Annotated in this window: 19 protein-coding genes and 1 pseudogene; 10 read left to right on the forward strand and 10 right to left on the reverse strand. The window is 73.6% G+C overall.

Annotated elements, in window-relative coordinates:
- Positions 1-3: 3 nt before the first annotated feature.
- Together ACEZDE_RS28520 and ACEZDE_RS28525 are read right to left on the reverse strand one after the other, a co-directional pair.
- Positions 4-2,934: a hypothetical protein gene (locus tag ACEZDE_RS28520; protein ID WP_380542009.1), complete on the reverse strand. Its 2,931-nt coding sequence runs from the start codon at positions 2,932-2,934 to the stop codon at positions 4-6.
- Positions 2,931-6,431: an FtsX-like permease family protein gene (locus tag ACEZDE_RS28525; protein ID WP_380542013.1), complete on the reverse strand. Its 3,501-nt coding sequence runs from the start codon at positions 6,429-6,431 to the stop codon at positions 2,931-2,933. Before ACEZDE_RS28525 ends, ACEZDE_RS28520 begins: the two co-directional genes overlap by 4 nt.
- Positions 6,432-6,694: 263 nt before the next feature.
- Between ACEZDE_RS28525 and ACEZDE_RS28530 the strand changes: the two genes are divergently transcribed.
- Positions 6,695-7,648 carry an alpha/beta fold hydrolase gene (locus ACEZDE_RS28530; protein WP_380542016.1) on the forward strand — a complete coding sequence of 318 codons (954 nt, stop codon included), beginning with the start codon at positions 6,695-6,697 and terminating at the stop codon, positions 7,646-7,648.
- On the opposite strand, the gene ACEZDE_RS28535 is transcribed toward ACEZDE_RS28530, so the two are convergent.
- Positions 7,591-8,259 (reverse strand): GNAT family N-acetyltransferase, encoded by a 669-nt coding sequence (locus ACEZDE_RS28535; RefSeq protein WP_380542019.1) that lies wholly within the window; start codon positions 8,257-8,259, stop codon positions 7,591-7,593. The genes ACEZDE_RS28530 and ACEZDE_RS28535 overlap by 58 nt on opposite strands.
- 61 nt (positions 8,260-8,320) lie before the next feature.
- Between ACEZDE_RS28535 and ACEZDE_RS28540 the strand changes: the two genes are divergently transcribed.
- Complete coding sequence (locus ACEZDE_RS28540) at positions 8,321-8,725, forward strand: PPOX class F420-dependent oxidoreductase (RefSeq protein WP_380542022.1); 405 nt, start codon at positions 8,321-8,323, stop codon at positions 8,723-8,725.
- Here the strand turns inward: ACEZDE_RS28540 and ACEZDE_RS28545 are convergent.
- Positions 8,712-10,163, reverse strand: coding sequence for a condensation domain-containing protein (locus tag ACEZDE_RS28545; RefSeq protein ID WP_380542025.1), 1,452 nt, complete (start codon positions 10,161-10,163; stop codon positions 8,712-8,714). The genes ACEZDE_RS28540 and ACEZDE_RS28545 overlap by 14 nt on opposite strands.
- Positions 10,164-10,345: 182 nt before the next feature.
- Between ACEZDE_RS28545 and ACEZDE_RS28550 the strand changes: the two genes are divergently transcribed.
- Entirely contained in the window at positions 10,346-12,100 is a 1,755-nt protein-coding gene (locus ACEZDE_RS28550; RefSeq protein WP_380542028.1) for a cholesterol oxidase substrate-binding domain-containing protein, read from the forward strand.
- On the opposite strand, the gene ACEZDE_RS28555 is transcribed toward ACEZDE_RS28550, so the two are convergent.
- On the reverse strand, positions 12,066-13,460 hold the full coding sequence (locus ACEZDE_RS28555) for a M14 family zinc carboxypeptidase (protein ID WP_380542031.1): 1,395 nt from the start codon (positions 13,458-13,460) through the stop codon (positions 12,066-12,068). The genes ACEZDE_RS28550 and ACEZDE_RS28555 overlap by 35 nt on opposite strands.
- 205 nt (positions 13,461-13,665) lie before the next feature.
- On the opposite strand from ACEZDE_RS28555, the gene ACEZDE_RS28560 reads away from it, so the two are divergent.
- Positions 13,666-14,082, forward strand: coding sequence for a VOC family protein (locus ACEZDE_RS28560; protein ID WP_380542034.1), 417 nt, complete (start codon positions 13,666-13,668; stop codon positions 14,080-14,082).
- A gap of 58 nt (positions 14,083-14,140) precedes the next feature.
- On the opposite strand, the gene ACEZDE_RS28565 is transcribed toward ACEZDE_RS28560, so the two are convergent.
- Positions 14,141-15,109 carry an SDR family NAD(P)-dependent oxidoreductase gene (locus ACEZDE_RS28565; RefSeq protein ID WP_380542037.1) on the reverse strand — a complete coding sequence of 323 codons (969 nt, stop codon included), beginning with the start codon at positions 15,107-15,109 and terminating at the stop codon, positions 14,141-14,143.
- Positions 15,110-15,335: 226 nt separating this feature from the next.
- Between ACEZDE_RS28565 and ACEZDE_RS28570 the strand changes: the two genes are divergently transcribed.
- The 5 genes from ACEZDE_RS28570 to ACEZDE_RS28590 all read left to right on the forward strand — a co-directional run bounded on the left by ACEZDE_RS28570 (position 15,336) and on the right by ACEZDE_RS28590 (position 19,634).
- Entirely contained in the window at positions 15,336-15,908 is a 573-nt protein-coding gene (locus ACEZDE_RS28570; RefSeq protein ID WP_380542040.1) for a TetR/AcrR family transcriptional regulator, read from the forward strand.
- 101 nt (positions 15,909-16,009) lie between these two features.
- Positions 16,010-16,450: a nuclear transport factor 2 family protein gene (locus ACEZDE_RS28575; protein WP_380542043.1), complete on the forward strand. Its 441-nt coding sequence runs from the start codon at positions 16,010-16,012 to the stop codon at positions 16,448-16,450.
- A 67-nt stretch (positions 16,451-16,517) separates the two neighbouring features.
- A complete protein-coding gene (gene sthA / locus ACEZDE_RS28580; protein WP_380542046.1) occupies positions 16,518-17,921 on the forward strand; it encodes a Si-specific NAD(P)(+) transhydrogenase in 1,404 nt (467 codons plus the stop codon).
- A 100-nt stretch (positions 17,922-18,021) separates the two neighbouring features.
- Entirely contained in the window at positions 18,022-18,384 is a 363-nt protein-coding gene (locus tag ACEZDE_RS28585) for a YciI family protein (RefSeq protein ID WP_380542049.1), read from the forward strand.
- Entirely contained in the window at positions 18,381-19,634 is a 1,254-nt protein-coding gene (locus ACEZDE_RS28590; RefSeq protein ID WP_380542052.1) for an RNA polymerase sigma factor, read from the forward strand. The genes ACEZDE_RS28585 and ACEZDE_RS28590 overlap by 4 nt, the downstream gene beginning before the upstream one ends.
- Positions 19,635-19,729: 95 nt before the next feature.
- On the opposite strand, the gene ACEZDE_RS28595 is transcribed toward ACEZDE_RS28590, so the two are convergent.
- Positions 19,730-20,701, reverse strand: a complete 972-nt coding sequence (locus ACEZDE_RS28595) for a phosphatase PAP2 family protein (protein WP_380542055.1) — start codon at positions 20,699-20,701, stop codon at positions 19,730-19,732.
- Between the two features lie 209 nt (positions 20,702-20,910).
- On the opposite strand from ACEZDE_RS28595, the gene pgm reads away from it, so the two are divergent.
- Complete coding sequence (gene pgm / locus ACEZDE_RS28600; protein WP_380542058.1) at positions 20,911-22,554, forward strand: phosphoglucomutase (alpha-D-glucose-1,6-bisphosphate-dependent); 1,644 nt, start codon at positions 20,911-20,913, stop codon at positions 22,552-22,554.
- Between the two features lie 44 nt (positions 22,555-22,598).
- Here the strand turns inward: pgm and ACEZDE_RS28605 are convergent, their stop codons facing one another.
- From ACEZDE_RS28605 to ACEZDE_RS28615, 3 genes and pseudogenes are all read right to left on the reverse strand, one after another.
- Complete coding sequence (locus ACEZDE_RS28605) at positions 22,599-24,356, reverse strand: MFS transporter (protein ID WP_380542061.1); 1,758 nt, start codon at positions 24,354-24,356, stop codon at positions 22,599-22,601.
- A 161-nt stretch (positions 24,357-24,517) separates the two neighbouring features.
- Complete coding sequence (locus ACEZDE_RS28610) at positions 24,518-25,510, reverse strand: GNAT family N-acetyltransferase (protein ID WP_380542065.1); 993 nt, start codon at positions 25,508-25,510, stop codon at positions 24,518-24,520.
- 176 nt (positions 25,511-25,686) lie between these two features.
- A pseudogene (locus ACEZDE_RS28615) lies at positions 25,687-26,287 on the reverse strand (discoidin domain-containing protein); the annotation flags it as partial.

The raw sequence follows: 26,287 nt of genomic DNA on the forward strand, positions 1-26,287 counted from the left end.
TTCTCAGCTCTGCCCCAACCGGAGCACCGCCCCCAGGCGGCGCCCGCGTGTGACCGCAGTCTCCACCACCGCCGCGCCGAGGACCAGCAGGGCGAGACCGGCCCCTAGTGCCAGGGTAAGCCGGTAGTCGGTGCTGAGGGCGGGCTGGACCGGACCTCCGGTGAACTGACGGAGGTTCAGTGAGCTGCCCATGAGCCGCGGCTCCAGCAGTCCCAGCAGCACCCCGCCCACGGCGGCGGCCACCGCGAACGGCACCAGTTGGAGCAGGTGCAGCGTGGCGGCGGCCCTGCTGCCCAGGCCGAGAGTCCGCAGGTAGGAGCTGGTGCGGCTGCGTTCGGCCGAGGTGAGGACCAGCTCCAGGGCCACCGCGAGCAGTCCGAACAGCACCGCGAGGGCGGTGCATCCGGCGTAGACGGCGCCGACGCCGCGGGTCAGCCCGTCCTGGCGCAGCGCGCTGAGGGCCTGCGAGCGGACCCGGACCTGCGCCGACGGCCCCAGGGCCCGGACGCCCGCGGTGCGCAGGGCCGAGGGGCCCGCCGTGCCGGAGGGGTCGCCCAGCAGGACGGCGGTGCTGCCGGAGGACTGGGCCGGGAGGATCGGGGCGACGGCCGCGGTGGTGATCAGCAGCGGGGTGCCGGGGGCGATCTGCTCGGTGATCGGACCGAGCAGCGGGTCGCGCAGCTCGGCGTCGGTGAGCGACCCGGCGGGCTGGAGCACCAGGTGGACGCTGGGCTTGCCGTAGGCCTGGTAGGCGGCGGTGAAGCCACCGGTGTGCTCACGGGCGCGGAGGCCGGGGGTGGCCACGAAGGGGAGCTGGACGGTGCCGTCGGCGAGGGTTCTCGGAGCGGTGCTCAGATCCGAGAGCAGTGCTCTCACCAGTGGGGTGGCCGCGGTGGCGGGGGAGAGCGCCGCCAGCCGGGCCGGGTCCAGGGTGACCACCGCGACCGAGGAGATCCCGGCCCCGTCGGCCTGCCCGACCAGGGTGAGGCTGCGCAGCTGCTCGACGGCGGAACGGATCCCGGTGCCGGGGGCGGTAGCAGTGCCGGTGGAGGTGGAGGTGGAGGTGCCCGGGCCGGTGCCGTCCGGCGTCGGCGTCGCCGTGCCCGCCGCCAGCGCCGTCGCGTCCACGCCGCCGCTGCTCCAGGCTGCGCCCGCCTCCGCGCCGTCCGCGATGGTCCGCTGCACCAGGCCGCCGAACACCGCCGTCCCCAGCGTCAGCACCAGGACGAACAGGGCGAGACCGGTGGCCGAGGCGTCCCGTGCGGCCCGGGACATTCCGACGAACGCCAGCAGCCCGCCGCCGCGCCGCAGCCGCCGGGTCAGCAGCCGCAGCACCAGCGGATAGAGCCGCAGCAGCACCAGCACCGCGGCCAGCGCCACCAGTACCGGGACCGCGCTCAGCTCTCCGTCGGCCCCCTGCGTCCGCAGCGCCAGCACCCCGGCGACGGCCGCCAGCAGCACGGTCAGCTCCAGCACCACGCGCCGGGAGCCGCCGCCCCGCGGCTCCCCGCCGAGGCCCCCGCCGCGCCGTCCGTCGGCGAGTCGTCCGTCGGCGGCCGGGCCGCGTGCCCGTGATGCCCCCGCCGACCGCCCCTCCCGCACCGCGGACCAGGTGAGCAGCGGGAGCAGCAGCATCGCCGCGACGGTGACGGCCACCGCGGCGCCGGGCCGCGGTGCGCCCGAGGTCCCGGCCGGGGCGAGCGCCGACCCGGCCGCCCAGCCGGCTCCCGCGCTGACCAGCACCACCGGCCAGGCCACCGCGCCGCGCAGCAGCACCAGCCGGGCGGTGGACGCGCCACGGGCCCGCTGCAACCGCAGCTCCGCCTCCCGGCGCCGGAGCAGCAGCCGGATCGCGACGGCGGCGGTGGCCAGCGCGACTGCCACCAGCGAGGCGACGGCGAACGTGCCGACCGTCCGGGCCTGGGCGTCCTCGGCGGCGAAGGTGGCCAGCAGCGGGCTGAGGCCGTCCGGCACCAGGAAGCCGCTGGTCTCCAGGCCGCCGACCATGCAGGACGGTTGTCCGGTGCCCTGGTCGGTGCCGTGGCACTGCCGGGCGTTGAGGTCGGCGGCGAGGGTGGCCAGCGGCCCGGTCAGCGTGCTCGCGCGGGAGACGGCGGCCGGGCCCAGGTCGACCCGCACCGGCCAGGTCAGCAGCGGGCTGTCCACGTCGTCCCGGGTCAGCAGGTCCGCGGCGTCGGTGCCGACCAGGCCGCGCACCGCGAGCACGGTCCCGGCCTTGGACTCCTCCGGGTAGCGGAGCGGCTGCACCAGCGTCGACTGCTGCTGCCAGAACCCGTCCGCGGACTGCATCGGCACGAAGACGCCGCTCACGGTGAAGGCCTGGTGCGGTGCGCCGGGGAAGGAGAGGTCGAGGCGGCTGCCCGTCCGCACGCCGAGGGCCTGGGCGGTGTCCTGGGAGAGGGCGATCTGCGGCAGCGTGCCGGAGGGGGTGCGGTCGGCCGGGGCGCGGCCGGTCGGAAAGCGCAGACGGCTTGCGGTGTCAGCGAGGTGACTGAGCGTCAGTTTGGTGTCGGCGACGGTGCGGTCCGGCGGACGCGGGGTGGTCAGCGCGGCGGCGGCGTAGTCGAAGCCGCCGCCGGACACGGACAGGCTCCGCGCCAGCGGACCGCCGAGGCTCGCGGTCAGCCGCGGCCCGGCGGCCAGCACGGTGGCTGTCGGCGGCGGGACCGGCGCGGTCGGGTCCTCGAAGGGGTGGCTCACCGGCTGGGTGCTCACGCTCAGCAGCGGGGCCTGCGCCTGTGCGGTGGCGAGGCGTTGCCGCAGCGCCCGGTCCTCCTGCCGACCGGCCAGGGCGGGCCCCAGCGCGCACAGCGCCGTCAACACCGCGACCAGCAGAGCCAGACAGGCCAGCAACGGCAGGTCCCCCCGGGCCTCCCGCCGCACCAGCCGCGCACTCACCGCGCCGCGGTTCATCCGCTCTCCCCCGCTCGGAGCACCCGGACCAGGTCCACCCGGGCCAGCAGCCGTGCCAGCGCCAGCACCACCAGGCAGATCGCCGCCGCGGTGGCCAGCGCCGTCAGCGCCACGTCTGCCCACGGCAGCACCAGCCGCATCGGCGGATACGGCGGCTGCCCGGTGTCGTCCACGGTGACCAGCGGCAGTACGGCGCCCGCCAGTGCCGTGCCGATCAGCGCCCCCGGCACGACCGCGAACAGCGCGATGCTCAACTGCTCCGCGCCGAGCAGCGTGGACAGTCGCCCGACGGGTATCCCCATGGCCCGGAGCAGGGCGAACTCCCGCCGCCGCTCCCGGGTGGAGATCACCGCGTGGACGGTGAAGCCGACCACGGCGAAGCAGGGCGCCAGGAAGCGACTCAGCGCGAGCACCCGGCGCAGCCCGCTGCGGAACGGGTCGGTCCGCAACGCGGTCGCCGCCTGCGCGCGGGTGACGGCGCTGCCGAGGGCCGGCCGCACCGCCGCCGCGGCGCTGGTCCGGGCGCTGTCACGGCTGGTCAGCCACCAGAACGCCGGATCCTGGGTGGGCGTCCCGGCCGCGGTCAGCGCGGCGGCCAACTGACGCTGGTCGGCCACCAGATGGCCTTGGCCCCGGCCGAGCCCCGGCATGGTGGCGACCTCGCCGACCACGGTCACCGGCAGCCCGGACCCGGTGCCCAGGTCCAGCGTGGTGCTGTCGCCGACGGAGAGGCGGCCGTCGCCCAGCGCGACCGCGTCCGCGCGGACCGGCAGCGGCTTCGGCTTCCCGGTCGGGGCCGCGACGATTTGCAGCGACATCCGGGGCTGGGTGGGCATCGCGGTCATCGCGGGGAGGCCGTCGGCCCCGGCGGGTGAGCCGCGGAAGCCGGTGCTGAGGTCGGCCCTGAGCAGGTCGGCTCCGCCGCCCCCGCCGGTGCCACCCCCGCTGAGTGAGCAGACGCCAGGCGCGCCGTACTGGTACCCGTCGGTGAAGACGCCGAGGCAGGCTCCCGAGGTGGCGTCCTTGGCGTCGTCGGTCCGGTCCGCCCAGCCCAGCCCGGACGGCAGCACGGCCGCCGCCCAGACGTCCCCCGAGCCCCCGGCTCCGCCTCCGGCCGCCGAGCCCGTCCCGGCCACGGAGCCCGCTCCGCCCACCCGATGCACCGTCAGCCGCAGCCGCGCCGGTGCGACGTCGGGCTCGGGGGCGACCGTGATCGCGGTCAGCGTCAGCGGGTAACTGCGGCTGAGGCCGCCGCTCAGCGGGACCTCCAGCGGAATCCTGACCACATGCCGGGCGCCGTCGGCGGCGGGCAGCGCGGTCGACACGGTGCTGTCGAGCCCGGCCGCGTCCTGCAGCGTCAGCCGCAACCGCGGCGCCGCGGTGTCACCGTCGCTGACCAGCGTCTCGTCGAGCAGCAACGTGCCCGGACGACCGGGCAGCACCACCCCGAACCCACCCGCCCCCGAGCCACCCCCGCCCGAGCCACCTGCCCCCGAGGCACCCGTCCCCGAGCGGCCCCCGCCGGAGAGGCCCCCGTCGGAGACCCCCGCTCCCGGCGCGACCCCGGATATCGTCCCCACCAGATCCTCGGTCGCCCCGCCCGGCAGGTTGGCCGAGGCCACCGTCACCGGCGCCACCGCGGTCACCCCAGGCAGCGCCGCATACCCGCTGCCCAGCACCGCCGCCGGATAGCTCCCGCTGCCGGTCGGGTCGATCCGGACGTCCGCGCCGACGCTGAACCCGGCCTGGTCCACGGCCAGCCGGTCCAGGCAGGCCAGCGCGGTGGTGGCGAGCGCGCCGACCGACACGGCCAGGCACATCAGCACCACCGGCCCGGCGTTCCGTGCCGACCTGCGGCTCAACTGCCAGCCCGCCAGCGGCAGCACCAGCCCCTTCCGGTGTCGCCCGAACGCGTCGAGCAGCCGCGAGGTCAGCGGCAGCAGCCGGAGCAGCAGCAGCGCGGCGGCTCCGCCCGCCACCACCGGGACCAGCACCAGCACCGGGTCCACCGAAAGACCGCCGCTCGCGTCGCCGACCGCCGCCGCGGTCAGCGTGTGGTGCCGACGCAACTCCAGGTAGCCGAGCCCGGCGATGGCCAGCAGGGCCAGGTCCGCGCCGGTCCGCTGGGCAGCCGCGGCCCGAGCGCCGCGTCCGATCCGCAGCCGCAGCGGCGGCAGCACCGGCAGCAGTACGGACGCGCCGTGCACCAGCAGGGTGACGCCGGACGCCGCCCAGGCGGCCGGGCCGAGCGCGCCCGGCTGGAACAGTCCGGCCAGGAACGGCGCGGCGACCGCGGCGGGGATGCCGGTGACCGCCCACTCGGCCGCCGCGAACCGCAGCAGCCGCACCGTGCCTGCCCCCCTGGCCTGCTGCAGGGCCAGCTCGCCGCGCCGGTGCAGCGTCAGCTGACGGGCCGTCAGGACCAGTGCGGTCAGCGCGAGCGCGGCCAGCAGCGCGGTCGGCAGGTAGAGCGCGGAGCGGGCCACCACGGTCGGCACGGCCAGTGCGTCGATCGCCTGCGGCAGTCCCGACACCACGGTCAGGCCGTCCAACGGGGGCTTCCGCCCCTGGAACACCGAGAGTGCGGTCTGGCTGCCGGAGAAGGCGCGGGTCCGGTCGTGCAGCCCGCCCAGCCGCGCGGTGTCCAGGTGGGCCAGGTCGGCCTGGACGTCCCAGTGCGCGACGAGCTGTCCGTTCAGGGCGGCGCTGCCGTTCAGCGCGGCGGGGGAGACCAGCAGCAGGTCCTGCTCCGCGCCGGTGGCGCCGGACAGGTCTCCGGCCATGCCGGGCCAGAACCCGGCCGCCCCCGAGGCCCGGTAGACGCCGCTGATCCGCAGCGCCATCGGCCGGTCGAAGGCGTCCTCGATGTGGAGCACGGAGCCGGGCCGCAGGCCGAGGCGCTGTGCCAACTGCTCCGGTACGGCGGCGTCGACGGTGGCGGTGGAGCCGCTGGCGGCCCCGACCTCGGGCAGCGAGGTGAACGCGCTCGCCGGGGCGTCGCCGGCGCCGGCCGGCCAGCGGCCGGACAGCAGCCGCCCGAACGCGGCGGCGTCCTGCACCGCGACCGGGTGCAGCGCGCTGCCGCCGGGGCCCACCGAGGCGTCCGTGCCCCCGCCCGCCCCGCCGCTGACCCCGGTGACCGAGACCGGCGTGGTGTCCAGCAGTCCGAGGTAGGTCCGCTGCGGCACGTCCCCGAACACCCGCGCCGAGGCAGCTCGTAGGTCGCGGTCGGCGGCGGCGATCCCGGCGGCCTGGAAGTTCGCGGTGGCCAGCACCTGGGCGCCGGGGGTCGCGGCCAGCCGCTCGGCGGCGCCGCTGTCGACGGAGGTGGTGGCCAGGGCGGTGAGCCCGGCCAGGACGGCGGCGGAGAGCAGCACCGTCAGCGCGACCGCGACCAGGATCAGTCCGTGCTGTACCGAGCGCCGGACGGCGGCGGGCAGCCGCCTGCGCCCACGGTCGGCGCGGGGCCCCGGCGGTGCGGCGATTGTTGCGACCACGTGGGCCCCCCGTGGTCTGGATCAAGAAACGGTCACGATGCGTCACAGTCTTACCCGGCGTCACCCGCCTGTGCAAGGAATTCCGGACATCGCACCTGGTTCCGGAACCAGGTGCCCTGTCCCGCCCGGGTCGTGCGATGGCGTTCGAGCGGAATTCGAAAGGCGAGCGGGAAACGACCACGGAGGAGTGACAATGCCGCGGGTCGTCCCCGTCGCGGTGATAGATCTTCGGATTCGACGTCCGCGATCGTGGGGAGCCACGTATGTCCATCGACACAACCCCAGTGGCGCCAGTGCTGCTTGACGCCCCCGCGGTTGTGGTGAGCGAGCACACGCTCACCTTCGACGGCTTCCGCTACGTGGCGAGGGTGGCGCGGCGCGGCGCGGGCGTCACCGCGCCGCTGGTGCTCCTCGGCGGCTCCTCCCAGGACCGCTTCTCCTGGGCCCGGCACGAGACCGCGCTGCTGCCGCTGTGCGACGTGGTCACCGTCGACCTGCCCGGCTACGGCGACGCAGACCCGCTGCCGGAGCGCTACGGGATGGACTTCCTGGCCGCCGCCACCCGGCACATGGTGGACTCGCTCGACCTCGGCGAGGTCAACCTCTTCGGCGGCTGCTTCGGCGGCGCGATCGCGTTGCGCTTCGCCCAGCACTACCCGGACGCGGTGGAGCGGCTGATCCTGGTCGGCATGACCACCTTCGTCCCGCCCGAGTACGAGCAGGCGGCCAACCGCTGGCTGGGCATGCTGGACGACGGCGACTACGCCGCGATGGCGGAGGAGCTGGTGGCCCGGTTCATGTCGCCGCAGGGCGCGGGCACGATCCGCCGCCACGCCGCGATCGGACGGCTGATCCACCGTCAGTTCATGGACCAGACACCGCGCCAGTTCCGGATGGCGGTCGCCGACCACAACCGCAGGCTGATGCGCCACGAGTGGTACCGGCCGGAGCCGGTGCCGCCGGTGCCCGCGCTGGTGTTCACCGGCGAGCACGACACGCTGACCCCGCCCGCGATGGGCCGCCACCTGGCCGAGCTGCTCCCCGGCGCGGCCTTCACCACCGTCCGGGACGCGGACCACCTGGTGCACATGGAGCGGATCGAGGAGTTCACCGACCTGCTCGGCCGGTTCCTGACGGACTGTCCGATCGACGAACTGCCCTACTGCAACCCGCTGGAGTACCCGGAGCCGGTGAACTCGGTGGACCTGCCCAGGTAGGTGATCTCCCCGGCGTCGGGGACGTCGATCTCGTGGAAGCCCAGCCGGTCGTAGAAGGCGCGGGCCGGGGTGTTGGAGCTGAGCATGCCCAGGTGCACCGCGGGCACCCCGCGCTCGGACAGGGCGTTGAGGAAGGCGGCCATCAACTCCCGCCCGTGGCCCGAGCGCTGGTGCTCGGGCAGCAGGTCGATGTGCAGGTGCGCCGGGTAGGCGGCGAGTTCCGGCACCAGCATCCGCTCCGGCCAGTGCATCAGCCGGACCATGCCCTCGCTCGGCGTGACCGGCTCCGCCGTTGGCTCGGTGGTCGGCGCCGGGTAGCGGTCCGCCACGGCCGGCAGCCACTCGCCGCGGAAGCGCTTGACGAAGGCCGGGGTGTCGGCCGTCCCGACGATGTAGCCGACCGCCCGCTCCCCGTCGTCCAGCACGAAGGCGAGCTCCGGTTCGAGCACGGCGTAGGGCGCGGCGAAGATGCTCGACAGCAGCTGCAGGTCGGGGAAGGTCTCCCGGGAGTCGCCGCCGGCGTCGGCGGTCCTGGCGCAGACGTCGTCCATCGCGGCCCGGTCCCCGGGCTGGTAGAGGCGTACGACGGGGCGGTGGGTGGTGGTGGCCATGCGATCGATCATGCCCCCCTGGGAGCGCTCTCACAAGGGGTTTCCGCATAGGCTGGGGGCCATGGCTACCGACCCCGCCCGCCCCGCCGCCCAGGATCTCCTCGGCGACGGCAAGTACTTGCTGGTCACCACCTACCGCAAGGACGGCAGGACCGTCCCCACCCCGGTCTGGACGGTCCGCGACGGCGACGCCCTGGGCATCTGGACCGTCGCCGACTCCGGCAAGGTCAAGCGCATCCGCAACCGCGGCGACGTCCTGGTCGCCCCCTGCGACGTGCGCGGCAACCGGAAGGGCGACGACGTCCCCGGCTTCGCCGAGATCCTCCCGGCCGGGCAGACCGACCGCTACCGCGACCTGCTCAAGCGCAAGTACGGGGTGGTGGGGCGGCTCACCCTGCTCGGCAGCCGGCTCCGCCGCGGCGCGGACGGGACGGTCGCCATCCGGATCACCCTCAGCCGGGACTGACCGCGCTCCCCGCCGCCGCCGACACCGCTGACTCCGCAGGCGTCGGCCGCACCCCGGTCGGCAGCCCCGGGTCGGACGCCGCCGCCAGCACCAGTGCCTCCAGATCCAGCATCAGCGCCCGCACCTCGTCCACCGACACATGGTGGGTGTCCACGTGGATCTCCAGCTCGACCGTGTCCGCGGCCGTCCCGACCTGGATCATCAGCGTGTCCTGGTAGCGCGGGAACGGCTCGCCCCAGCGCAGCTCGCTCCCGGCCCGCGCGGCCTCCAGCTCCTGCCGGGACGGCGCCGGGGCGGGCGGTTCGACGCCGACGCCGATCCTCCGGTCGTTGAACAGGCAGGAGAGTTCGACCTCCGCGCCGCGCTCCCGGCCGATCCGGGCCCGCAACTGCTCCAGCTCCGCCGGGTCGTAGTAGGCGTATTTCGAGCAGAGCGCCGAGGCCCGCTGGGTGCGGTCCACCACCTCGTCGAAGGAGGCGTCGGCGACCTCGACCAGGAACAGGCCGTTCACCGAGAGCGGATGGGAGACGTCGGCCAGCCCCGGCCGGAACCGGTTGCCGACCACCACCTGGACCAGCGCCGGGGTGATCCCGGTCAGCCGGGCCACGGCCACCGCGTAACCGGCCAGCAGCACCGAGCCGGTGCTGACGCCGAGCCGGGCCGCCACCGCCTTCGAGGCCAGTTGCAGCGCGCGGGACTCGAAGGCGCCGCGCAGGTAGCGCGGCTCGCCCCGGTCCACCGGCGGGCCGAACCGCCGGGGCCCGGCCGTGCGGAGCAGCCGCTCCCAGTGGCGCAGCGAGAAGTCGTTCTGCCGCCGGACCGACGGGGTGCGCTGCTGCGCCGCCAGTTCCAGCGGCCCCAGCGCCGAGGCCGGCTTCGCCGGTTCGCCGGTGACCGGGTCGCGCTCGCCCAACTCCCGGAGCATCACCGCGATTCCGCCGCCGTCGGTGGCGACGTGCGAGATGGCCACCACCGCATGGGTGACCACGCCCCGGCTGCGCACCGCGGCCATCCGGATCGGCCACTCCTCGGCGTGGTCGAACGGCGTTGCCTCCCACTGGTCGGCCAGGGCCTTGGCGGCCCGGTCCGGGTCGCCGTCGTCCGGGACGTCGAGAATCCCCAGCTCGGCCTGCCCCGAGCCGGACACCTCCTGGATCAGCGCGCCGTCCGCCCCGGTCCGGATCCGGGCCCGCATCGACGCGTAGCGGGAGAGGAAGAAGCGCAGTTCGGCGGCGAGGTCGCGGACCGTCCTGCCGTCGGTCACCGGCACCGCGCCGCCCATGCTCATCGACGTCCCGGCCTGCTGCATCAGCGTCCAGACCTTGCGCTGACCCCAGGTCAGCCCGCCGACCCCGGCACCGGGGCCGGCGAACGGGACGAGGATCCGATCCGTCATCCGGGCCCCGCCCAGGACTGTCCCCGCTACCGGCTCAGCCATCAACTGCCGCCCCCTCCAAGAGTCTTGCTCGGAAGGATACAGTTCTTGCCATAATTTCCCAGAGTCTTGCAACCTCGGAAACCGGGCCGGGAGTTGACTGCCTTCCGACATTGACTTCTCCAGGGCGTGGTCCCAGCTTGGCATCTGACGTTCCGTCAGTTATCGAGCCAGGAGGACCGAACATGGAGACCAGCCGACCGACCGGCCACCCCACCCGCCGCGCGGTCCTCGGCGCGGCGGTCGGCACGGCCGGCGCCGTCGCGCTCGGAGCCGGGCGGTGGACGCCGCTCGCCCGGATCCCGGCCGGGAGCGCGGCGGCCACCCTCGCCGCGCCTCCGGCCTTCCCGGCCGGGATCAGCCTCTACCAGCAGACCTTCCAGAACTGGTCCGAGGAGGTCACCGTCGACGGGCTGTGGAGCTGCGCCCCGGCCAGTGCCCAGGACGTGGTCACCCTCGCCAACTGGGCCCACGCACAAGGCTGGAGGCTGCGCCCGCTGGGCGGCGGATACAGCTGGTCGCCGGTCGTGGTCGACCTCGGCACCCCGGCCGCGAACACCCTGCTGGTCGACTGCGCCCAGCACCTCACCGCGGTCACCGTCCACCCCGGAAGCCCGGCGAGCGTCACCGCGCAGCCCGGCGTCACCATGGACTCCTTCCTGGCCACGCTCAAGGCGTCCGGCTACGGGCTCACCGGCTTCCCGGTGATGGGCTCGGCGACCCTCGGCGGCGTCCTCGCCACCGGCGGCCGGGGCACCGGCGTGCCCGCGGTGGGGGAGACGCCGCTGCCGGGCCACGGCTACGGCTCGGTCGGCAGCCTGGTGATCGGCCTCACCGCCGTGGTCTGGGACGCCGCCGCCTCCGCGTATGTGCTGCGCAGCTTCACCCGGACCGACCCGCAGATCCAGGCGCTGATCACCAACGTCGGCCGGGCCTTCGTCACCGAGGTGGTGCTGCGGGTCGGCGCGGACCAGCGGCTGCGCTGCCAGAGCTGGTTCAACGTCAGCGCCGCCAACCTGTTCGCCCCGCCCGCGAGCGCGGGGTCGCAGTCGCTGGCGAGCTATGTGAACGCCTCGGGACGGGTGGTCTGCATCTGGTTCCCGTTCACCGACGCGCCCTGGCTGCGGGTGTTCACGCCCACCCCGAGCAAGCCGTGGACCAGCCGGGCGGTCAGCAGCCCGTACAACTACCCGTTCAACGACATCGTCCCGAAGAACGTCTCGGACCTGCTCTCCGAGGTGATCGGCGGGGTCGCCTCGGCCACCCCGACCTTCACCGCGGCGCAGATGGACGCGATCAGCGCCGGTCTGATCGCCACCGGCAGCTGGGACCTCTGGGGCTGGTCCGCGGACATGCTGGTCTACGTCCGGCCGACCACCCTGCGGATCACCTCGACCTGCTGGAACGTGGTGACCAGTCGGGCGAACGTGCAGCGCGCGGTCAGCGAGTTCTACGCCGCGTACAGCGGCAAGCTCGCCGCCTACCGGGCGCAGGGGCTCTATCCCATGAACGGGCCGCTGGAGATCCGGGTCACCGGCGTTGACAACCCCGCTGACTGCGGGGTGCCGGGCGCGCTCGGGGCGCAGCTGTCGCCGCTGCGCCCGCGCCCGGACCACCCGGAGTGGAACACCACGGTGTGGTTCGACATGACCACCATCCCGGTCACCCCGTCCGCGCACCAGTTCATGGGCGAGATGGAGGCCTGGATCCGCGGCAACTTCGCGAGCTACGGCCAGGTCCACGCCGAGTGGTCCAAGGAATGGGCCAACACCCCGGCCGGGGCCTGGACCGACGGCGCTGTCATCGCCGGTGACATCCCCGCCTCCTACCGGGCCGGCCAGGCGGCGGGCGACGGCTGGGACGCGGCAGTGGCCACCCTGCACGCGCTGGACCCGGCCGGGGTGTTCAGCAGCGCCTTCCTGGACGGGGTGCTGCGCTGACCGCGGACGCGGGCTCGGCGGCCCCGCCCGCGGACTGCGCCAGCAGGCAGCGGTAGGTGGCGACGGCGGCCCGCGCCTGGTGCGCGACCTGCCGGGTGACCGGGATCGGGACCGCCCGCAGCTCCTCCAGGTAGGCCTCGCAGCGGCGGGCCAACTGGGCGTCCAGCTCGGCGTGCAGCCGCACCGCGCGCGGGTCGGTGGCGCCGTCCAGCAGTTGCAGCAGCATGGCGGTGGCGCGTAGCGGGATGCGGTGCGCCAGCGCGTCCAGGGAGGAGATCCGGGCCCGGGTCAGCGGGTCCGGCAGGGAACGCCGGTGCTGCCGCCGCAGCGGGTCCCAGTCGTCGGCCAGGCCGGGGCAGATCTGCACGGCGCGTTCGGCGGCGCGCAGCAGCGGGCTGTCGCCCTTGGGGCCGAGCGCCGCCGCGGTGAAGTACGGGCGGGCCCGGTCCAGCACCGCGGCCAGCTCGGCGCCGCTGCGGCGCAGGCCGTCCGCGCTGCGGTGCAGGGCCTGCCAGGGGGTCGGGTGCATCCGCTGGTCACTCATCAGCGGGCTTCCCCACATCGGGACTTCGAGCACGGCGGTGACCCCGCCGTAGAGGTGCGGAAAGTACCAGGTCGACTCGGCGACCGTCTCGGACTGGCTGGCGAAGCCCGCGGGGCGTCCCGGCGGCGGCATCACATAGACGCCGGGCCCGGGGCTGGGCCAGAACGCGGCGTCGCAGCTGCCGACCGCGACCGGGATGCCCAGCTCGGCGGCGGACGCGCCGAACGGCAGGGCCAGGCCGGGGATGTCCCGGGTGAGCTGCACCCAGCTGCCGTCCACGTCCGCGCCGTGCAGCGAGAACTGCAGGAACGGCCGCAGTTCGTCGATCAGCCGGGCCAGCGCCCGGGTCTCCGGCAGGGACTCGCCGGGGGAGCGCAGCGAGGGGGCCCACTCCGGCTGCTCGTCGGTGACCGGGCGGAAGAAGTGCCGGTGGTGGTCGTAGAGGCTGTGCCGCTCGTCCGGACCGGTCTCGTGCCGCAGCGCCCCGTCCGGATCCAGGCAGAGCAGGAAGTTCCAGGTCACGGCGGTGTCCGCGCCGAACCCCGGATCCCGCAGGGCGCGTTCGGCCAGGGCGAGCACGGTGGCCCCGCCCAGCGGCTCGTTGGAGTGCGGGACGGCGACGGCCAGCACGTCCCGTCCGGACCCGCCGCCCGGCCCGGGAGAGCCGGTGCCCGTCCCGGCCGCCGAGGCTGACGACCCGTCCGGCCCTTCGACCGAGAGCAGCTCCAGCGGACGGCCCTGCCGGGACGTGCCGATCTGGCGCAGTCTGCACCGCCCCGGATGCGCCGCGGCCAGCGCGCGGGCGGAGCGGCTCACCTCCGCGACGGTGGGGCAGCGGTCCTGCCGGACAAGATCGTTACCGCCGTGCACGATGTTCCCGCCTCCCACTGGCCCAGCAACCCGTCGATTCTGCCGCGTCGGTGGGGTGGTGGGCGAGGTCGCCGAAGCTTTCGCGGGGGCCGCCCGGCGCGATAATGGGAGTGCAGGGACTGTGGACACCAGGTGAGGAGCTGACGTACTGATGACGGACGAGACACCGAAACCGCAGGTCTGGCCCACTCTGCGGAGCAAGGACGCGCCGGCGCTGATCAGCTTTCTGGTCGACGCCTTTGGATTCGAACTGACAGCCAGTTATGGAGATGGTGCGCGAGTCGACCATGCCGAACTTGCATGGCCGCCCGGAGGGGGTATCATGCTGGGCTCAACTCGGCCGGGGGACGCCGCGGACGCCTGGGCGCTCACCCCGGGGCAGTTCGGCGCCTACGTGGTCACCGACGACCCGGACGGGCTGTGCGCCCGCGCCCGAGCCGCCGGAGCCGAGATCGTCACCGAGCCGCACGACACCGAGTACGGCTCCAGGGACTTCGCCGCCCGCGACCCCGAGGGCAACCGCTGGTCCTTCGGCAGCTACCGCGGCGAGCCCCGCAAGCGGGCCTGAGGCCCTATCGCGACGGCGCGGGCCCATCGCGCCGAGCTCCGAAGGCGGGCCTGAGGCCCTACCGCGCCGACGTGCCGGGCGCGTTGCCGCCCAGGGTGTCCAGCGAGACCCGCCACAGCCGCTCGGCGGCCTCCGGGTCGAGCGCGTGGGCGGCGACGCCGCGGCGGCTGCCCTCCTGGTGCGGCTCGGCCTCGGCGCAGTCCTCGAAGTAGCGTCCGCCGATCCCTTCGAGCAGCGGGGAGACGGCGAGCAGCACCGAGGTGGCCGCGCCCTGCTCGGGGGTCTTCCACTGCACCCCGCTGCTGCCCATGGCCGTGCGCATCCGCTCCAGTTCCGCGTCGTCGACGTAGCGCTGCAGATTGGTCCTGATCGCGCCCGGCATCAGCGCGTTGACGGTGATGCCGTCGTCGGCCCAGCGCTTGGACGCCTCGACCGCGAACAGCACATTGGCGCTCTTGGACTGCCCGTAGGCGCTCCAGGCCTCGTAGGGGCGCCGCTGGAAGTGGATGTCCTCGAAGACGACGCCGGAGCGCAGGTGTGCGCTGGAGCTGACCGACACCACCCGCGCGCCCCCGGCCGCCGCCAGCGACCGGTGCAGCCCGGTGGCCAGAGCGAAGTGGCCCAGGTGGTTGGTGGCGAACTGCATCTCCCAGCCCTGCGGGGTGTGCATCTCCGGGGAGGCCATCATCCCGGCGTTGTTCACCAGCAGGTGCAGCGGGCCGTCCCAGGCGGCGGTGAAGGCGGCCACCGAGGCCTGGTCGGCCAGGTCCAGCCGGGCGACCAGGGGCCGCTTGACCCCCGGGTCGGCTGCGATCTCCTCGGCGGTGCGCTCGCCGGCCGCGGTGTCCCGGACGGCCAGGGTGACCTCGGCGCCGGCCGAGGCCAGCGCGCGGGCGGTCTCGACGCCGATGCCGGACGCGCCGCCGGTGACGACGGCGCGGCGGCCGGAGAGGTCGATGCCGGAGACCACCTCGGCGGCGGTGGACTCGAAGCCGAAGGGGGTGGTGAGGGGGGTGTGCGCAGTCATCGCCGTCGCTTCCTTCAGGTCGGCGCGGGGTGGCCCGGTCAGCCGGTATCCTGGAAACCGGAGGGTCCTCCGCTGAGCATCAGCCTAAGCGGAGCCTCCTCCGATTCGCAAGCCGACCCGCCCGCCCGTGCCCCGCCCCGCTCGTCCGCCCTCCGCCCGTCCGCCCTCCGTCTCGTCCGTCCGTCCCGCTTGCCCCGCCCGCCCACCCCGTCCCGAGGAGTCGTCCGTGTCGGCCAGCGCCCCCCGTCCGCTGCGCGCCGACGCGCAGCGCAACCGCGACCGGCTGCTCGCCGCCGCCGTCCGCGCGTTCTCCGAGGACGGCGCGGACGTCACCCTGGACGCCATCGCCAAGCAGGCCGGGGTCGGCATCGGCACGCTCTACCGGCACTTCCCGACCCGTGAGTCCCTGGTCGAGGCCAGCTACCGGAACGAGCTGGCCCGGCTCTGCGAGGCCGTCCCCGAACTGCTCGGGGAGCTGCCGCCGGAGCGTGCGCTGCGGGCCTGGATGGACCGCTTCGTCGACTACATGACCACCAAGCGCGGCATGGCCGAGGCCCTGCGCATGGTGATCGCGGCCGGCGGTGACCCGTTCGCGCAGAGCCGGGACCGGCTGGTCGCGGCGATCGGCGCGCTGCTGGCCGCGGGGGCCGCGGCCGGGGCGGTGCGCTCCGACCTCGACTCCGCCGACCTGCTCGCCGCGCTCGCCGGGGTCAGCATGGCCGCGGGCGACCCGTCCCAGCGCGAGCAGGCCGGGCGGCTGCTCGACCTGCTGATGGACGGCCTGCGGAACCGCCCCTGAGCGGCTCCGGCATCACAAACTGACGCCCCGTCAATTCTCTTCCCATCTCCACTTCTCCTATCCACACTGGCGGCTGACGTCGGATCAGGAAGAGGTGGGCCGTGCTGTCGTTGCAGGAGCTGTCCGACCGGATCGAGATCCAGGACCTGCTGGTCCGCTACTCCCACGCGGTGGACACTCGGGAGTGGAAACTCTTCGCCGAGTGCTTCACCGAGGACGCGGTGGTCGACTACACCGCCTTCGGCGGCCCGTGCGGCACGGTGGCCGAGGTGACCGCGTTCCTGGCGTCGGTGCTGCCGATGTTCACCGCCACCCAGCACCTGGTCGCCAACTCCGCGGTCGTGCTGGAAGGGGACCGCGCCACCGCCCGCACCATGTGCCACAACCCGATGGCACTGCCCGGCGCGGAGGGTGCCGCCGGGCTGCTGCTGTGCGGGCTCTGGTACGTCGACGAGTTGGTCCGCACCCCGGACGGCTGGCGGCTGCGCCGCCGGTCCGAGGACAAGGCCTACTCCATCGCGCTGGCGCCGCCCGCCGGTTGATCCCCGGCCCGGTTGATCCGGAAACCCGTCCTTCCGTCCGGGCATGATCGGCTGTCACACTCGCCAGGTGCCCGAATTCGACATGCTCGTCATAGGTTCAGGCCCGGGGGGCCAGAAAGCCGCGATCGCCGCGGCCAAGCTCGGCCGCCGGGTCGCCGTCATCGACCGGCCCGACCGGGTGGGCGGGGTCTCCATCCACACCGGGACCATCCCCTCCAAGACCCTGCGCGAGGCGGTGCTCTACCTCACCGGCCTGACCCAGCGCGACCTCTACGGCCAGAGCTACCGGCTCAAGGACGAGATCACCGTCGCCGACCTGACCGCGCGGACCCAGCACGTGGTGGGCCGCGAGGTCGACGTGATCCGCAGTCAGCTCTCCCGCAACCACGTCGCGCTGCTCGCCGGGACCGGGCGCTTCATCGACGAGCACACCGTCGCGGTGCGCGATGTCACCGGTCAGGACCGGCTGCTGACGGCGGATCACATCGTGATCGCGACCGGCACCCGTCCGGCCCGGCCCGACCTGGTGGAGTTCGACGAGCGCACCATCCTGGACTCGGACAATGTGATCAACCTGGAGCGGGTGCCGCGGTCGATGGTGATCGTCGGGGCCGGGGTGATCGGCATCGAGTACGCCTCCATGTTCGCCGCCCTGGGCAGCAAGGTCACCGTGGTGGAGCAGCGCGAGCGGATGCTCGACTTCTGCGACCTGGAGGTGGTCGAGTCGCTCAAGTACCACCTGCGCGACCTGGCCGTCACCTTCCGCTTCGGGGAGAAGGTCGCCGCCGTCGAGCGCCACCCGCGCGGCACGCTGACCGTCCTGGAGAGCGGGAAGAAGATCCCGGCCGACGCGGTGATGTACTCCGCCGGACGGCAGGGCCTGACCGACGACCTCGACCTGCAGAAGGCCGGCCTGACCGCCGACGCCCGCGGCCGGATCGAGGTGGACCAGCACTTCAGGACCGCGGTCCCGCACATCTACGCGGTCGGCGACGTGATCGGCTTCCCCGCCCTGGCCGCGACCTCGATGGAGCAGGGCCGCACCGCCGCCTACCACGCCTGCGGCGAGCCGGTGCACCCGATGCCGGAGCTGCAGCCGATCGGCATCTACACCATTCCGGAGATCAGCTACGTCGGCCGGACCGAGGACCAGCTGACCGAGGACAGCATCCCGTTCGAGGTCGGCGTGGCCCGCTACCGGGAACTGGCCAGGGGCCAGATCATCGGCGACTCGCACGGGGTGCTGAAGCTGCTGGTCTCCCCGGACGACCGCAGGCTGCTCGGGGTGCACTGCTTCGGCACCGGCGCGACCGAGCTGATCCACATCGGCCAGGCCGTGATGGGCTGCGGCGGCACCGTCGACTACCTGGTCGACGCGGTCTTCAACTATCCGACCCTGGCCGAGTCCTACAAGGTCGCGGCGCTGGACGCGACCAACAAGATCCGCCAGATCACCTACCTGGGCGACTGACCCGCGCGTTGGTGTAGAGAACACCGCTGCGGCGCCGACCTCCCTGTGCAAGGCTCTCCACGAGGGGAGCCGGAGACCCGGAAGCACAGGGAGACACCCCATGAAGTTCATGCTGATGATCTACGCCAGCCAGGACACCTGGGACGGCCTCAGCGCCGAGGAGATGGCCAGGGGCATCGCCGAGCAGGACGCCTTCACCACCGCCTTCTTCGAGACCGGCGAGCTGATCAGCGCCTTCGGCCTGGCCGACGCCGCCACTGCCAGGACGGTCCGGGTCAGGGCGGGATCGGCCGCGGTGACCGACGGCCCGTACCTGGAGGCCGAGGAGCACCTGGCCAGCTTCTGCCTGCTGGACTGCCAGGACGAGACCAGGGCGTTGGAGATCGCCGCCCGGATGCCGTTCGCGGCCTTCAACGCGGTCGAGGTGTGGCCGGTCATGCACGAGGCGGTGCCCGCACTGTGACCGAACCGTCCGCCCAACCGCGCGTCGAGGACCTGCTGCGGAGTGCCGCGCCGCAGGTCCTCGGCGCGCTGGCGCGCCGCTACGGCCAGTTCGACGCCTGCGAGGACGCGGTGCAGGAGGCGCTGCTCGCGGCGGCCGTGCAGTGGCCCGAGACGGGGGTGCCGGACAACCCGCGGGGATGGCTGACCACGGTCGCCTCACGGCGGCTGATCGACCAGATCCGCAGCGAGAGCGCCCGGCGCGAGCGCGAGCAGCGGCTCGCCGCCGCCGTCCCCGAGGCGGAGCAGCTGGCCCCCGCGCCGGGGGAGCGGCCCGCCGCTCCGGAGCAGGACGACACGCTGACCGTGCTGTTCCTCTGCTGCCACCCGGTGCTGACCGCGCCCTCGCAGATCGCGCTGACCCTGCGCGCCGTCGGCGGACTGTCCACGGCCGAGATCGGCCGGGCGTTCCTGGTCCCCGAGGCGACCATGGCGCAGCGGATCAGCCGGGCCAAGCAGAAGATCCGCGAGGCCGGGGCGACCTTCACCATGCCCCCGCCGGAGGAGCGCGCCGAACGGCTGCGAGCGGTGCTGCACGTCCTCTACCTGATCTTCAACGAGGGCTACAGCGCCTCGTCCGGCGACGACCTGCAGCGCGGCGACCTGACCGCCGAGGCGGTCCGGGTCGCCCGTCAGCTGCGCGCGCTGCTGCCCGGGGACGGCGAGGTGACCGGGCTGCTGGCGCTGATGCTGCTCACCGACGCCCGCCGGGCCGCCCGGGACGACGCCGAGGGCAACCTGGTGCCGCTCGCCGAGCAGGACCGCAGCCGCTGGAACCAGGAGCGGATCGACGAGGGGGTGGAGCTGCTCACCGGGGCGCTGACCACCGCCCGGCTCGGCCCGTACCAGGTCCAGGCGGCGATCGCGGCGGTCCACGCCGAGGCCGCGAGCGCCGAGGACACCGACTGGCCGCAGATCCTGGCGCTGTACCAGACGCTGGAGCTGCTCACCCCGAACCCGCTGATCACCCTCAACCGCGCGGTCGCCCTGGCCGAGGTGAAGGGGCCGCGGGCGGCGCTCGACCTGCTCGCCACGCTGGACGGCGAGCCCGCCCTGGCCCGGCACCACCGGCTGCACGCGGTCCGGGCGCACCTGCTGGAGGCCGCGGGGGACCGCGAGGCGGCCAGGGAGGCGTACCGCCGAGCAGCCCGGCTGACGCTGAGCCGCCCGGAACAGCGCTACCTGGACGGCCGGGCCCGACAACTGGGCTGAGGCCGCCACCCGCCCGCCCCAGCCGCGCCACCCGTGTTCCTGCTCCGGCGTCCCCGCCGGGGTCCTGCTGTGTCGTACCAACCGGTCCTGTTCGGTCAGGCCTGCACGTCCAGGGCGGCGCCCTGCTCGGCCGGACCCGCGCCGGCCTGCGCCGGCGGCTCGGCCGGACCCGCCTCCTCGGGCCCTCGCGGGCCCGGCAGCGCCAGTGACAGCTCCGCTCCCGACAGCGCACCGGAACGGCGCCGACGCATCCGCGCACCGACCCGTGCGGTCAGCCGCAGCAGCGGATCCGTCCACCACAGCCCGATCAGGGCCACGGTCACGCCCGCGATCGCGTCCAGCAGGTAGTGGTTGGCGGTGCCCATCACCACCATGGCGATCACCAGCGGATACAGCAGCCCCAGCACCCGCACCACCTGCGACCGGGCGTGCCGGAACAGCAGCAGCCCGCACCACAGGGCCCAGCCGACGTGCAGGCTGGGCATCGCCGCGAACTCGTTGGTGACGTCGGCGAAGCCCTTCGGGGTGCCGCCGCCCCCGCCCCACCAGCCGATGTCGGCGTGCTCGGCCAGGGTGTCGACGAAGTCGTAGGAGGGGCCGAGCATCCGCGGCGGCGCGGTCGGGAAGGTGATGAAGCCGACCAGGCCGATCATGGTGGTGAGCCCGAGCCAGGTCCTGGCCTGGCGGTAGTGCACCCGGTGGAACCGCCACAGCCAGAACAGCACGCCCACGGTCAGCACGTAGTGCAGCGTGGCGTAGAGGTAGTCGGCCGGGACGCCGAGCCAGGCGTGGTCGTAGAACGTGTGGTTGATCCAGTGCTCCGGGCTCAGGTGCAGGTGCCGCTCCAGCGAGAGGATGTCCCGCCCGTGCCGCATCGCCCGGTCCTGGGCTCCTTTCACCAGCAGCCTGCTGCCGTCGTAGACGGCGTAGACGACCAGCAGGAGCTCCCAGCTCCAGGTCGTCTTCCAGCGCCGGCGGCGGCGCCGGGGCGCGCTCCCGGGCAGGGGAGCGGAGTCGGCGGCTGCCGGGAGGGAGCGGGTGGCGGGCTCGCTCTCCCGAGAGTTCACCAGAGCTTCATCGGGGCCGGGCGGTACCGGCAGGTTGGTCGACACTGGGACATCTTCTCCCGAGCCTCTTATCCGATTCACATCTGGGTCCCGATTGCTTCGTAGGTCACAAGCGTCACCCCGGTGACCTTAGCGGCCCACCGGCCGCCGACCGGGTTGCGCCATGATGGACGGGTCAGTGCGGCGGAAACGCGACGGAGGAGTGACACATGGTGCACGAGCGCGCCGGACAGCAGGCCCGACCGAGCGATCTGGTCGACGTGGCACGACTGGTGACCGCCTACTACACGCTGGTCCCCGACCTCGCCGACCCCGGCCAGCGGGTGGCCTTCGGCACCTCGGGGCACCGGGGGAGCTCCCTCGCCACCGCCTTCAACGAGGCCCACATCGCCGCGACCAGCCAGGCCGTCTGCGACTACCGGGCCCGGCAGGGCACCACCGGGCCGCTGTACCTCGGCATCGACAGCCACGCCCTGTCCGAGCCGGCCCAGGCCACCGCGCTGGAGGTGCTGGCCGCGAACGGCGTCACCGTCCTGGTCGACAGCGCCGACGGCTACACCCCCACCCCGGCCGTCTCCCGGGCGATCGTCGCCCACAACAAGGGCCGCAGCGCCGACCTGGCCGACGGCATCGTGGTCACCCCCTCGCACAACCCGCCCGGCGACGGCGGCTTCAAGTACAACCCGCCGCACGGCGGCCCGGCCGACTCCACCGCGACCTCCTGGATCCAGGACCGGGCCAACGAGCTGATCGAGAAGGGCATGGCGGAGGTCCGCCGGATCCCGTACTCCCGCGCGCTGGCCGCCGACACCACCGGCCGCTTCGACTTCCTCGGCAGCTACGTCGCCGACCTGCCGGCCGTGCTGGACCTGGACGCGGTCCGCGACGCCGGGGTCCGGATCGGCGCCGACCCGCTCGGCGGCGCGTCCGTCGGCTACTGGGGCCGGATCGCCGAGCAGCACCGGCTCGACCTCACCGTGGTCAACCCGACCACCGACCCCACCTGGCGGTTCATGACCCTGGACTGGGACGGGAAGATCCGGATGGACTGCTCCTCGCCCTACGCCATGGCCTCGCTGATCGAGCAGCGCGCCGCCTACCAGGTCGCCACCGGCAACGACGCGGACGCCGACCGGCACGGCATCGTCACCCCGGACGCCGGGCTGATGAACCCCAACCACTACCTCGCCGTCGCCATCTCCTACCTCTACGCCCACCGCGGCGGCTGGCGTCCGGACGCGGGCATCGGCAAGACCCTGGTCTCCTCGTCCATGATCGACCGGGTCGCCGCCGACCTCGGCCGGAAGCTGGTGGAGGTCCCGGTCGGCTTCAAGTGGTTCGTGGACGGGCTGGTGGACGGGTCGGTCGCGTTCGGCGGCGAGGAGTCCGCCGGGGCGTCCTTCCTGCGCCGCGACGGCAGCACCTGGACCACCGACAAGGACGGCATCCTGCTGGCGCTGCTCGCCTCCGAGATCATCGCGGTCACCGGCCGCAGCCCGTCCGAGCACTACGCCGACCTGACCGGCCGCTTCGGCGCCCCCGCCTACGCCAGGGTGGACGCGCCCGCGACCCGCGAGCAGAAGGCGGCGCTGGCCGCGCTCTCGCCGGAGCAGGTCACCGCGGGTGAGCTGGCCGGTGAGCCGATCACCGCCGTGCTCACCCGGGCCCCGGGCAATGACGCGGCCGTCGGCGGGCTGAAGGTCTGCACCGACAGCGCCTGGTTCGCGGCCCGTCCGTCCGGCACCGAGGACGTCTACAAGATCTACGCCGAGAGCTTCCAGGGCGAGGACCACCTCGCCCGTGTCCAGGAGGAGGCCCGAGCCCTGGTCGGCACGGTGCTGGCGGCGGGCTGACGGGTCGGCCGACGGGGTGGCGGTCGCGTCGGCGGCCGGGGGAGTCAGCGGTGGAGCTTCCCCGACGCCGTCGCGTCGTCCCGGATCGGGGTGGCGCCGGTGCCGCGGGTCGAGCCGCCGGTGTCGCGTCCGCGCAGTACCGAGGCCAGGGCCGCGACCACGGCCATCCCCGCGGCGGCGAGGAACACTACGGTCAGGCCGTGGTGCAGCGGGTCCGAGATCAGGTGCGGGAAGAAGTCGTTGCCGGTCAGCGTCGCTGCGTTGTGCGGGGGGAGGGTGTGCAGCACCCCGGACGGCGCCAGCAGGTGGCCGATCGGGTTCTGGCCCAGGAAGGCGGCGAACAGGGTGGAGACCGGCGGCAGCGACGCCACGCTCCCGGCCACCCCGGCCGGGACGCCCTGGGCCTGAAGGCCGGAGCTGAGCGTGTGCGGCAGGTCGGAGGCCAGTCCGGTGACCATCAGTGAGAAGAAGATGCCGATCGACAGCGACATCCCGGAGTTCTGGAACGTCGCCCGCATCCCGGACGCGGCGCCGCGCCGCTCGGGCGGGACGCTGCCCATGATCGCCGAGGTGTTGGGCGCGGAGAACATGCCCTGGCCGACGCCGTTGGCGAAGACGATCGCGGCGAAGGCCGGGTAGGAGAAGTCGACCGGTAGGAACAGCAGCCCGACGAACGAGGCCGCCATCAGCAGCAGCCCGCCGGTGGCGAAGGCACGCGCGCCGAAGCGGTCCGAGAGGTAGCCGCTGACCGGCCCGGATATCAGGAACCCGGCGGTCAGCGGGATCAGCGCGATCCCGGCCCACAGCGGGGTGTCCTCGTAGGCGTACCCGTGCAGCGGCAGCCAGACCCCCTGCAGCCAGATGATCAGCATGAACTGCAGCCCGCCCCGGGCGATGGCGGTGAGCAGCGCCGCCGCGTTGCCCGCGGCGAAGGCGCGGATCCGGAACAGCCCGATGTGGAACATCGGCTCGGCCACCCGGGTCTCCACCAGCACGAACACGACCAGCAGCGCGAGCCCGGCCGCGAGCACCGCCAGCACCACCGGGTTGGTCCAGCCGGTCGGATGGCCGCCGTAGGGCTGGATGCCGTAGGTGATCCCGGCCAGCAGCGCCAGCGCGCCGCAGGTGAAGGTGATGTTGCCGGCCCAGTCGATGCCCGCGGGACGGCTGGTGCCGATCTCGCGGAGGCTGCGGTAGGACCAGACAGTGCCGACGATCCCGATCGGGACGTTGACCCAGAACACCGCGCGCCAGTCGACGGTGGCCAGGATGCCGCCCGCCACCAGGCCGAGGAACTGCCCGGCCAGGCCCGCGATCTGATTCACCCCCAACGCCATCCCGCGCTGCTCGGTGGGGAAGGCGTCGGTGAGGATCGCAGCCGAGTTGGCCATCAGCATGGCGCCGCCGACGGCCTGCAGGATTCGGAAGCCGATCAGCCACAGCGCACCGCCGGAGCCGTGCAGCGGGTCCAGCGAGAGCGCGAGCGAGGCGGCACTGAAGACGGCGAAGCCCAGGTTGTAGATCCTGACCCGGCCGTAGATGTCCCCGAGCCGCCCGAGCGCCACCACGAGCACGGCCGTGACCAGCAGATACCCCATGATCAGCCAGAGCAGGTAGCTGATGTTCCCCGGCGCGAGCGGGTCGAGGCCGATGCCCCGGAAGATCGCGGGCATGGCGATGATCACGATCGAGGCATCCAGGGTGGCCATGAAGACCCCGAGCGTGGTGTTCGACAGCGCCACCCACTTGTACCGAGGACTGGGGGCGGACTTCGGCGGCGACTGCTTGGCATTTACACGCACCTTGCCATCCTAGGAATCTTAGTTGGCATAAGCAATGGTGTCCGGACTGCGGACGGGCAGGCCGGAGCGTACGCCGTGACACCTACCGGCCGGGTCGAAGCCCGCTCGGAGCGGTGGCGGCCGGAGCCGGTCCTCGGACGCCGATCCTCGGGCGGCCGCCCTCAGCCCGCGCTCCTGGTCCTGGTCCCGGTCCCGTCCCCGGTGCTGATGAGCGGCGCGTCCCGGGAGATCTCCCGGAACCCGACGCCGTAGTACAGCGCGCGTGCCCGGGGGTGTCCCGGCGCGCCCTGGCAGGCGACCGTCGCGTGGTCGGCCCCGGCCGCCCGAGCCAACCGCATCCCGTGCAGCAGCAGCGCCTTGGCCAGCCCCAGGCGGCGGTAGTCCGGATGCGTCCCGACCGGCTCGAACTCGGCGGTCCGGTTCGCCCGGTCGAGCCACATGATCGCCGAGGCCGCCATCGTCCCGTCCGGCGCCTGCACCAGGGGGTGCAGGTCGCCGCGGTACGGCTCCGTCCGGCTGACGCCCCGGTAGCTCTCGGCCGTGTACGCCGAGGGCGCCCAGGCGTTCAGATGGGCCTGGACCGCGGCCTCCGGCCCGGCCTCGTCGGCGGTGCGGAACCGGAACCCGTCCGGCAGCACCGGCTGCTCCAGCTCGGTGAGGGTCCGCTCGTTGAGCTGGGTCCAGTCCCCGGTGTCGCCGAGCGAGGCCGGATCGGTCCGATAGCCGTGCGCCGCCCACCGCCGCAGCGCGAACCCGTCGGCGGCCGACGGCACCACCGTCCGCTCCACCGTCCGTCCGGCGTCGTCCACCGCCGTGCGGCCGTACCAGTCGATCACCTCGTCGATCAGCCCGGCGTGGTCGGGGTGGACCTGGTACACCAGATTGGCACTGGTGACGTCCTTCGCCGACCCGTCGCTCCGCCGCACCCGGTGCGGCAGCCTGATCCAACCCCACGCCACCAACTCCCCGCCGGAGAACCACAATTGACGCGGCCAACTGGCGCCGTGGGCGGCGTGCGCCTTGCCCCAGTTCCAGGCCAGCTCGCCGACCGTCGCCTCGGCGTTCACCAGCTCCAGGCGGGTCGCGGTGACCCGCTGCGCCAGCCCCTGCATGAGCCGCACGTCCGCGGCGGTCAGCAACTCAAGGTTCGCCATGCTCCGCTACTCCCCTTCGTGGTGGGCTTGATCCGAAGCCTGCCCCGCGCGGTCAGCCCCCAGGGCCGTTCGGACGGACTTGCGGCAGCATGTCGGCGATCATGCCAGGTGCGTCCGACAAAGGGTCGGGCCCCTCCCGCAGCATTCGCGGGAGGGGCCCGATGTTGCTCTACCGCCTACGGGTTGACGGTGATGGTGAAGGTGGAGGTGGTGTTCTGGATGTTGATGTAGTTGTTGCTCTCGGTGAGGTGGTTGAAGGTGGCGGAGCCGACGGCGGGGCCTTGTCCGGATTCGGGCAGGGGGTTGGCCCAGATGCCGTAGCCGGACTTGGCGTTGTAGGCGTCGCCGCTCTGCTGCGCCCCGGTGATCGACACGTTGGTGAAGACGGTGTCGGTGATCGGGTTCTGGGCGGTGTTCCCGACGTAGTCGGTCTGGAACATGATGCCGGAGTAGGTCGGGTCGGTGATGTCGACGTTGTTGACCCGGATCCCCTGGAACGGCTGCGTGGCCGAGTAGACCCAGATGGCGGGGAAGACTTGGCCGCCCCAGAAGTGGCCGCCGTCGCGGACCAGGGAGGCGTTTTGGATGGTGGTGGGTTGGGTGCCGAAGCCCTGGAAGGGGTAGCCGAAGTTCAGCGAGCTGATGGTGATGCCGGCGTAGGTCAGGGTGTCGGCGACGTACAGGTTCTGCAGCGTGTTGTTCTCCCCGCCGTAGACCGCCACACCCGCCGCCCGCCACGGGGTCACCGCGGTCAGGTTCTGGAAGGTGTTGCCGGAC

The sequence above is a fragment of the Streptacidiphilus cavernicola genome (assembly GCF_042510955.1).
GTDB classification, from domain to species: domain Bacteria; phylum Actinomycetota; class Actinomycetes; order Streptomycetales; family Streptomycetaceae; genus Streptacidiphilus; species Streptacidiphilus cavernicola.

Excerpts from the sequence above, each read along its gene's own strand:
- ACEZDE_RS28520 (WP_380542009.1), bottom strand. The coding sequence starts at position 2,934 with ATGAACCGCGGCGCGGTGAGTGCGCGGCTGGTGCGGCGGGAGGCCCGG.
- ACEZDE_RS28530 (WP_380542016.1), top strand. The coding sequence starts at position 6,695 with ATGTCCATCGACACAACCCCAGTGGCGCCAGTGCTGCTTGACGCCCCC.
- ACEZDE_RS28535 (WP_380542019.1), bottom strand. The coding sequence starts at position 8,259 with ATGGCCACCACCACCCACCGCCCCGTCGTACGCCTCTACCAGCCCGGG.
- ACEZDE_RS28540 (WP_380542022.1), top strand. The coding sequence starts at position 8,321 with ATGGCTACCGACCCCGCCCGCCCCGCCGCCCAGGATCTCCTCGGCGAC.
- ACEZDE_RS28545 (WP_380542025.1), bottom strand. The coding sequence starts at position 10,163 with ATGGCTGAGCCGGTAGCGGGGACAGTCCTGGGCGGGGCCCGGATGACG.
- ACEZDE_RS28550 (WP_380542028.1), top strand. The coding sequence starts at position 10,346 with ATGGAGACCAGCCGACCGACCGGCCACCCCACCCGCCGCGCGGTCCTC.
- ACEZDE_RS28560 (WP_380542034.1), top strand. The coding sequence starts at position 13,666 with ATGACGGACGAGACACCGAAACCGCAGGTCTGGCCCACTCTGCGGAGC.
- ACEZDE_RS28565 (WP_380542037.1), bottom strand. The coding sequence starts at position 15,109 with ATGACTGCGCACACCCCCCTCACCACCCCCTTCGGCTTCGAGTCCACC.
- ACEZDE_RS28585 (WP_380542049.1), top strand. The coding sequence starts at position 18,022 with ATGAAGTTCATGCTGATGATCTACGCCAGCCAGGACACCTGGGACGGC.
- pgm (WP_380542058.1), top strand. The coding sequence starts at position 20,911 with ATGGTGCACGAGCGCGCCGGACAGCAGGCCCGACCGAGCGATCTGGTC.
- ACEZDE_RS28610 (WP_380542065.1), bottom strand. The coding sequence starts at position 25,510 with ATGGCGAACCTTGAGTTGCTGACCGCCGCGGACGTGCGGCTCATGCAG.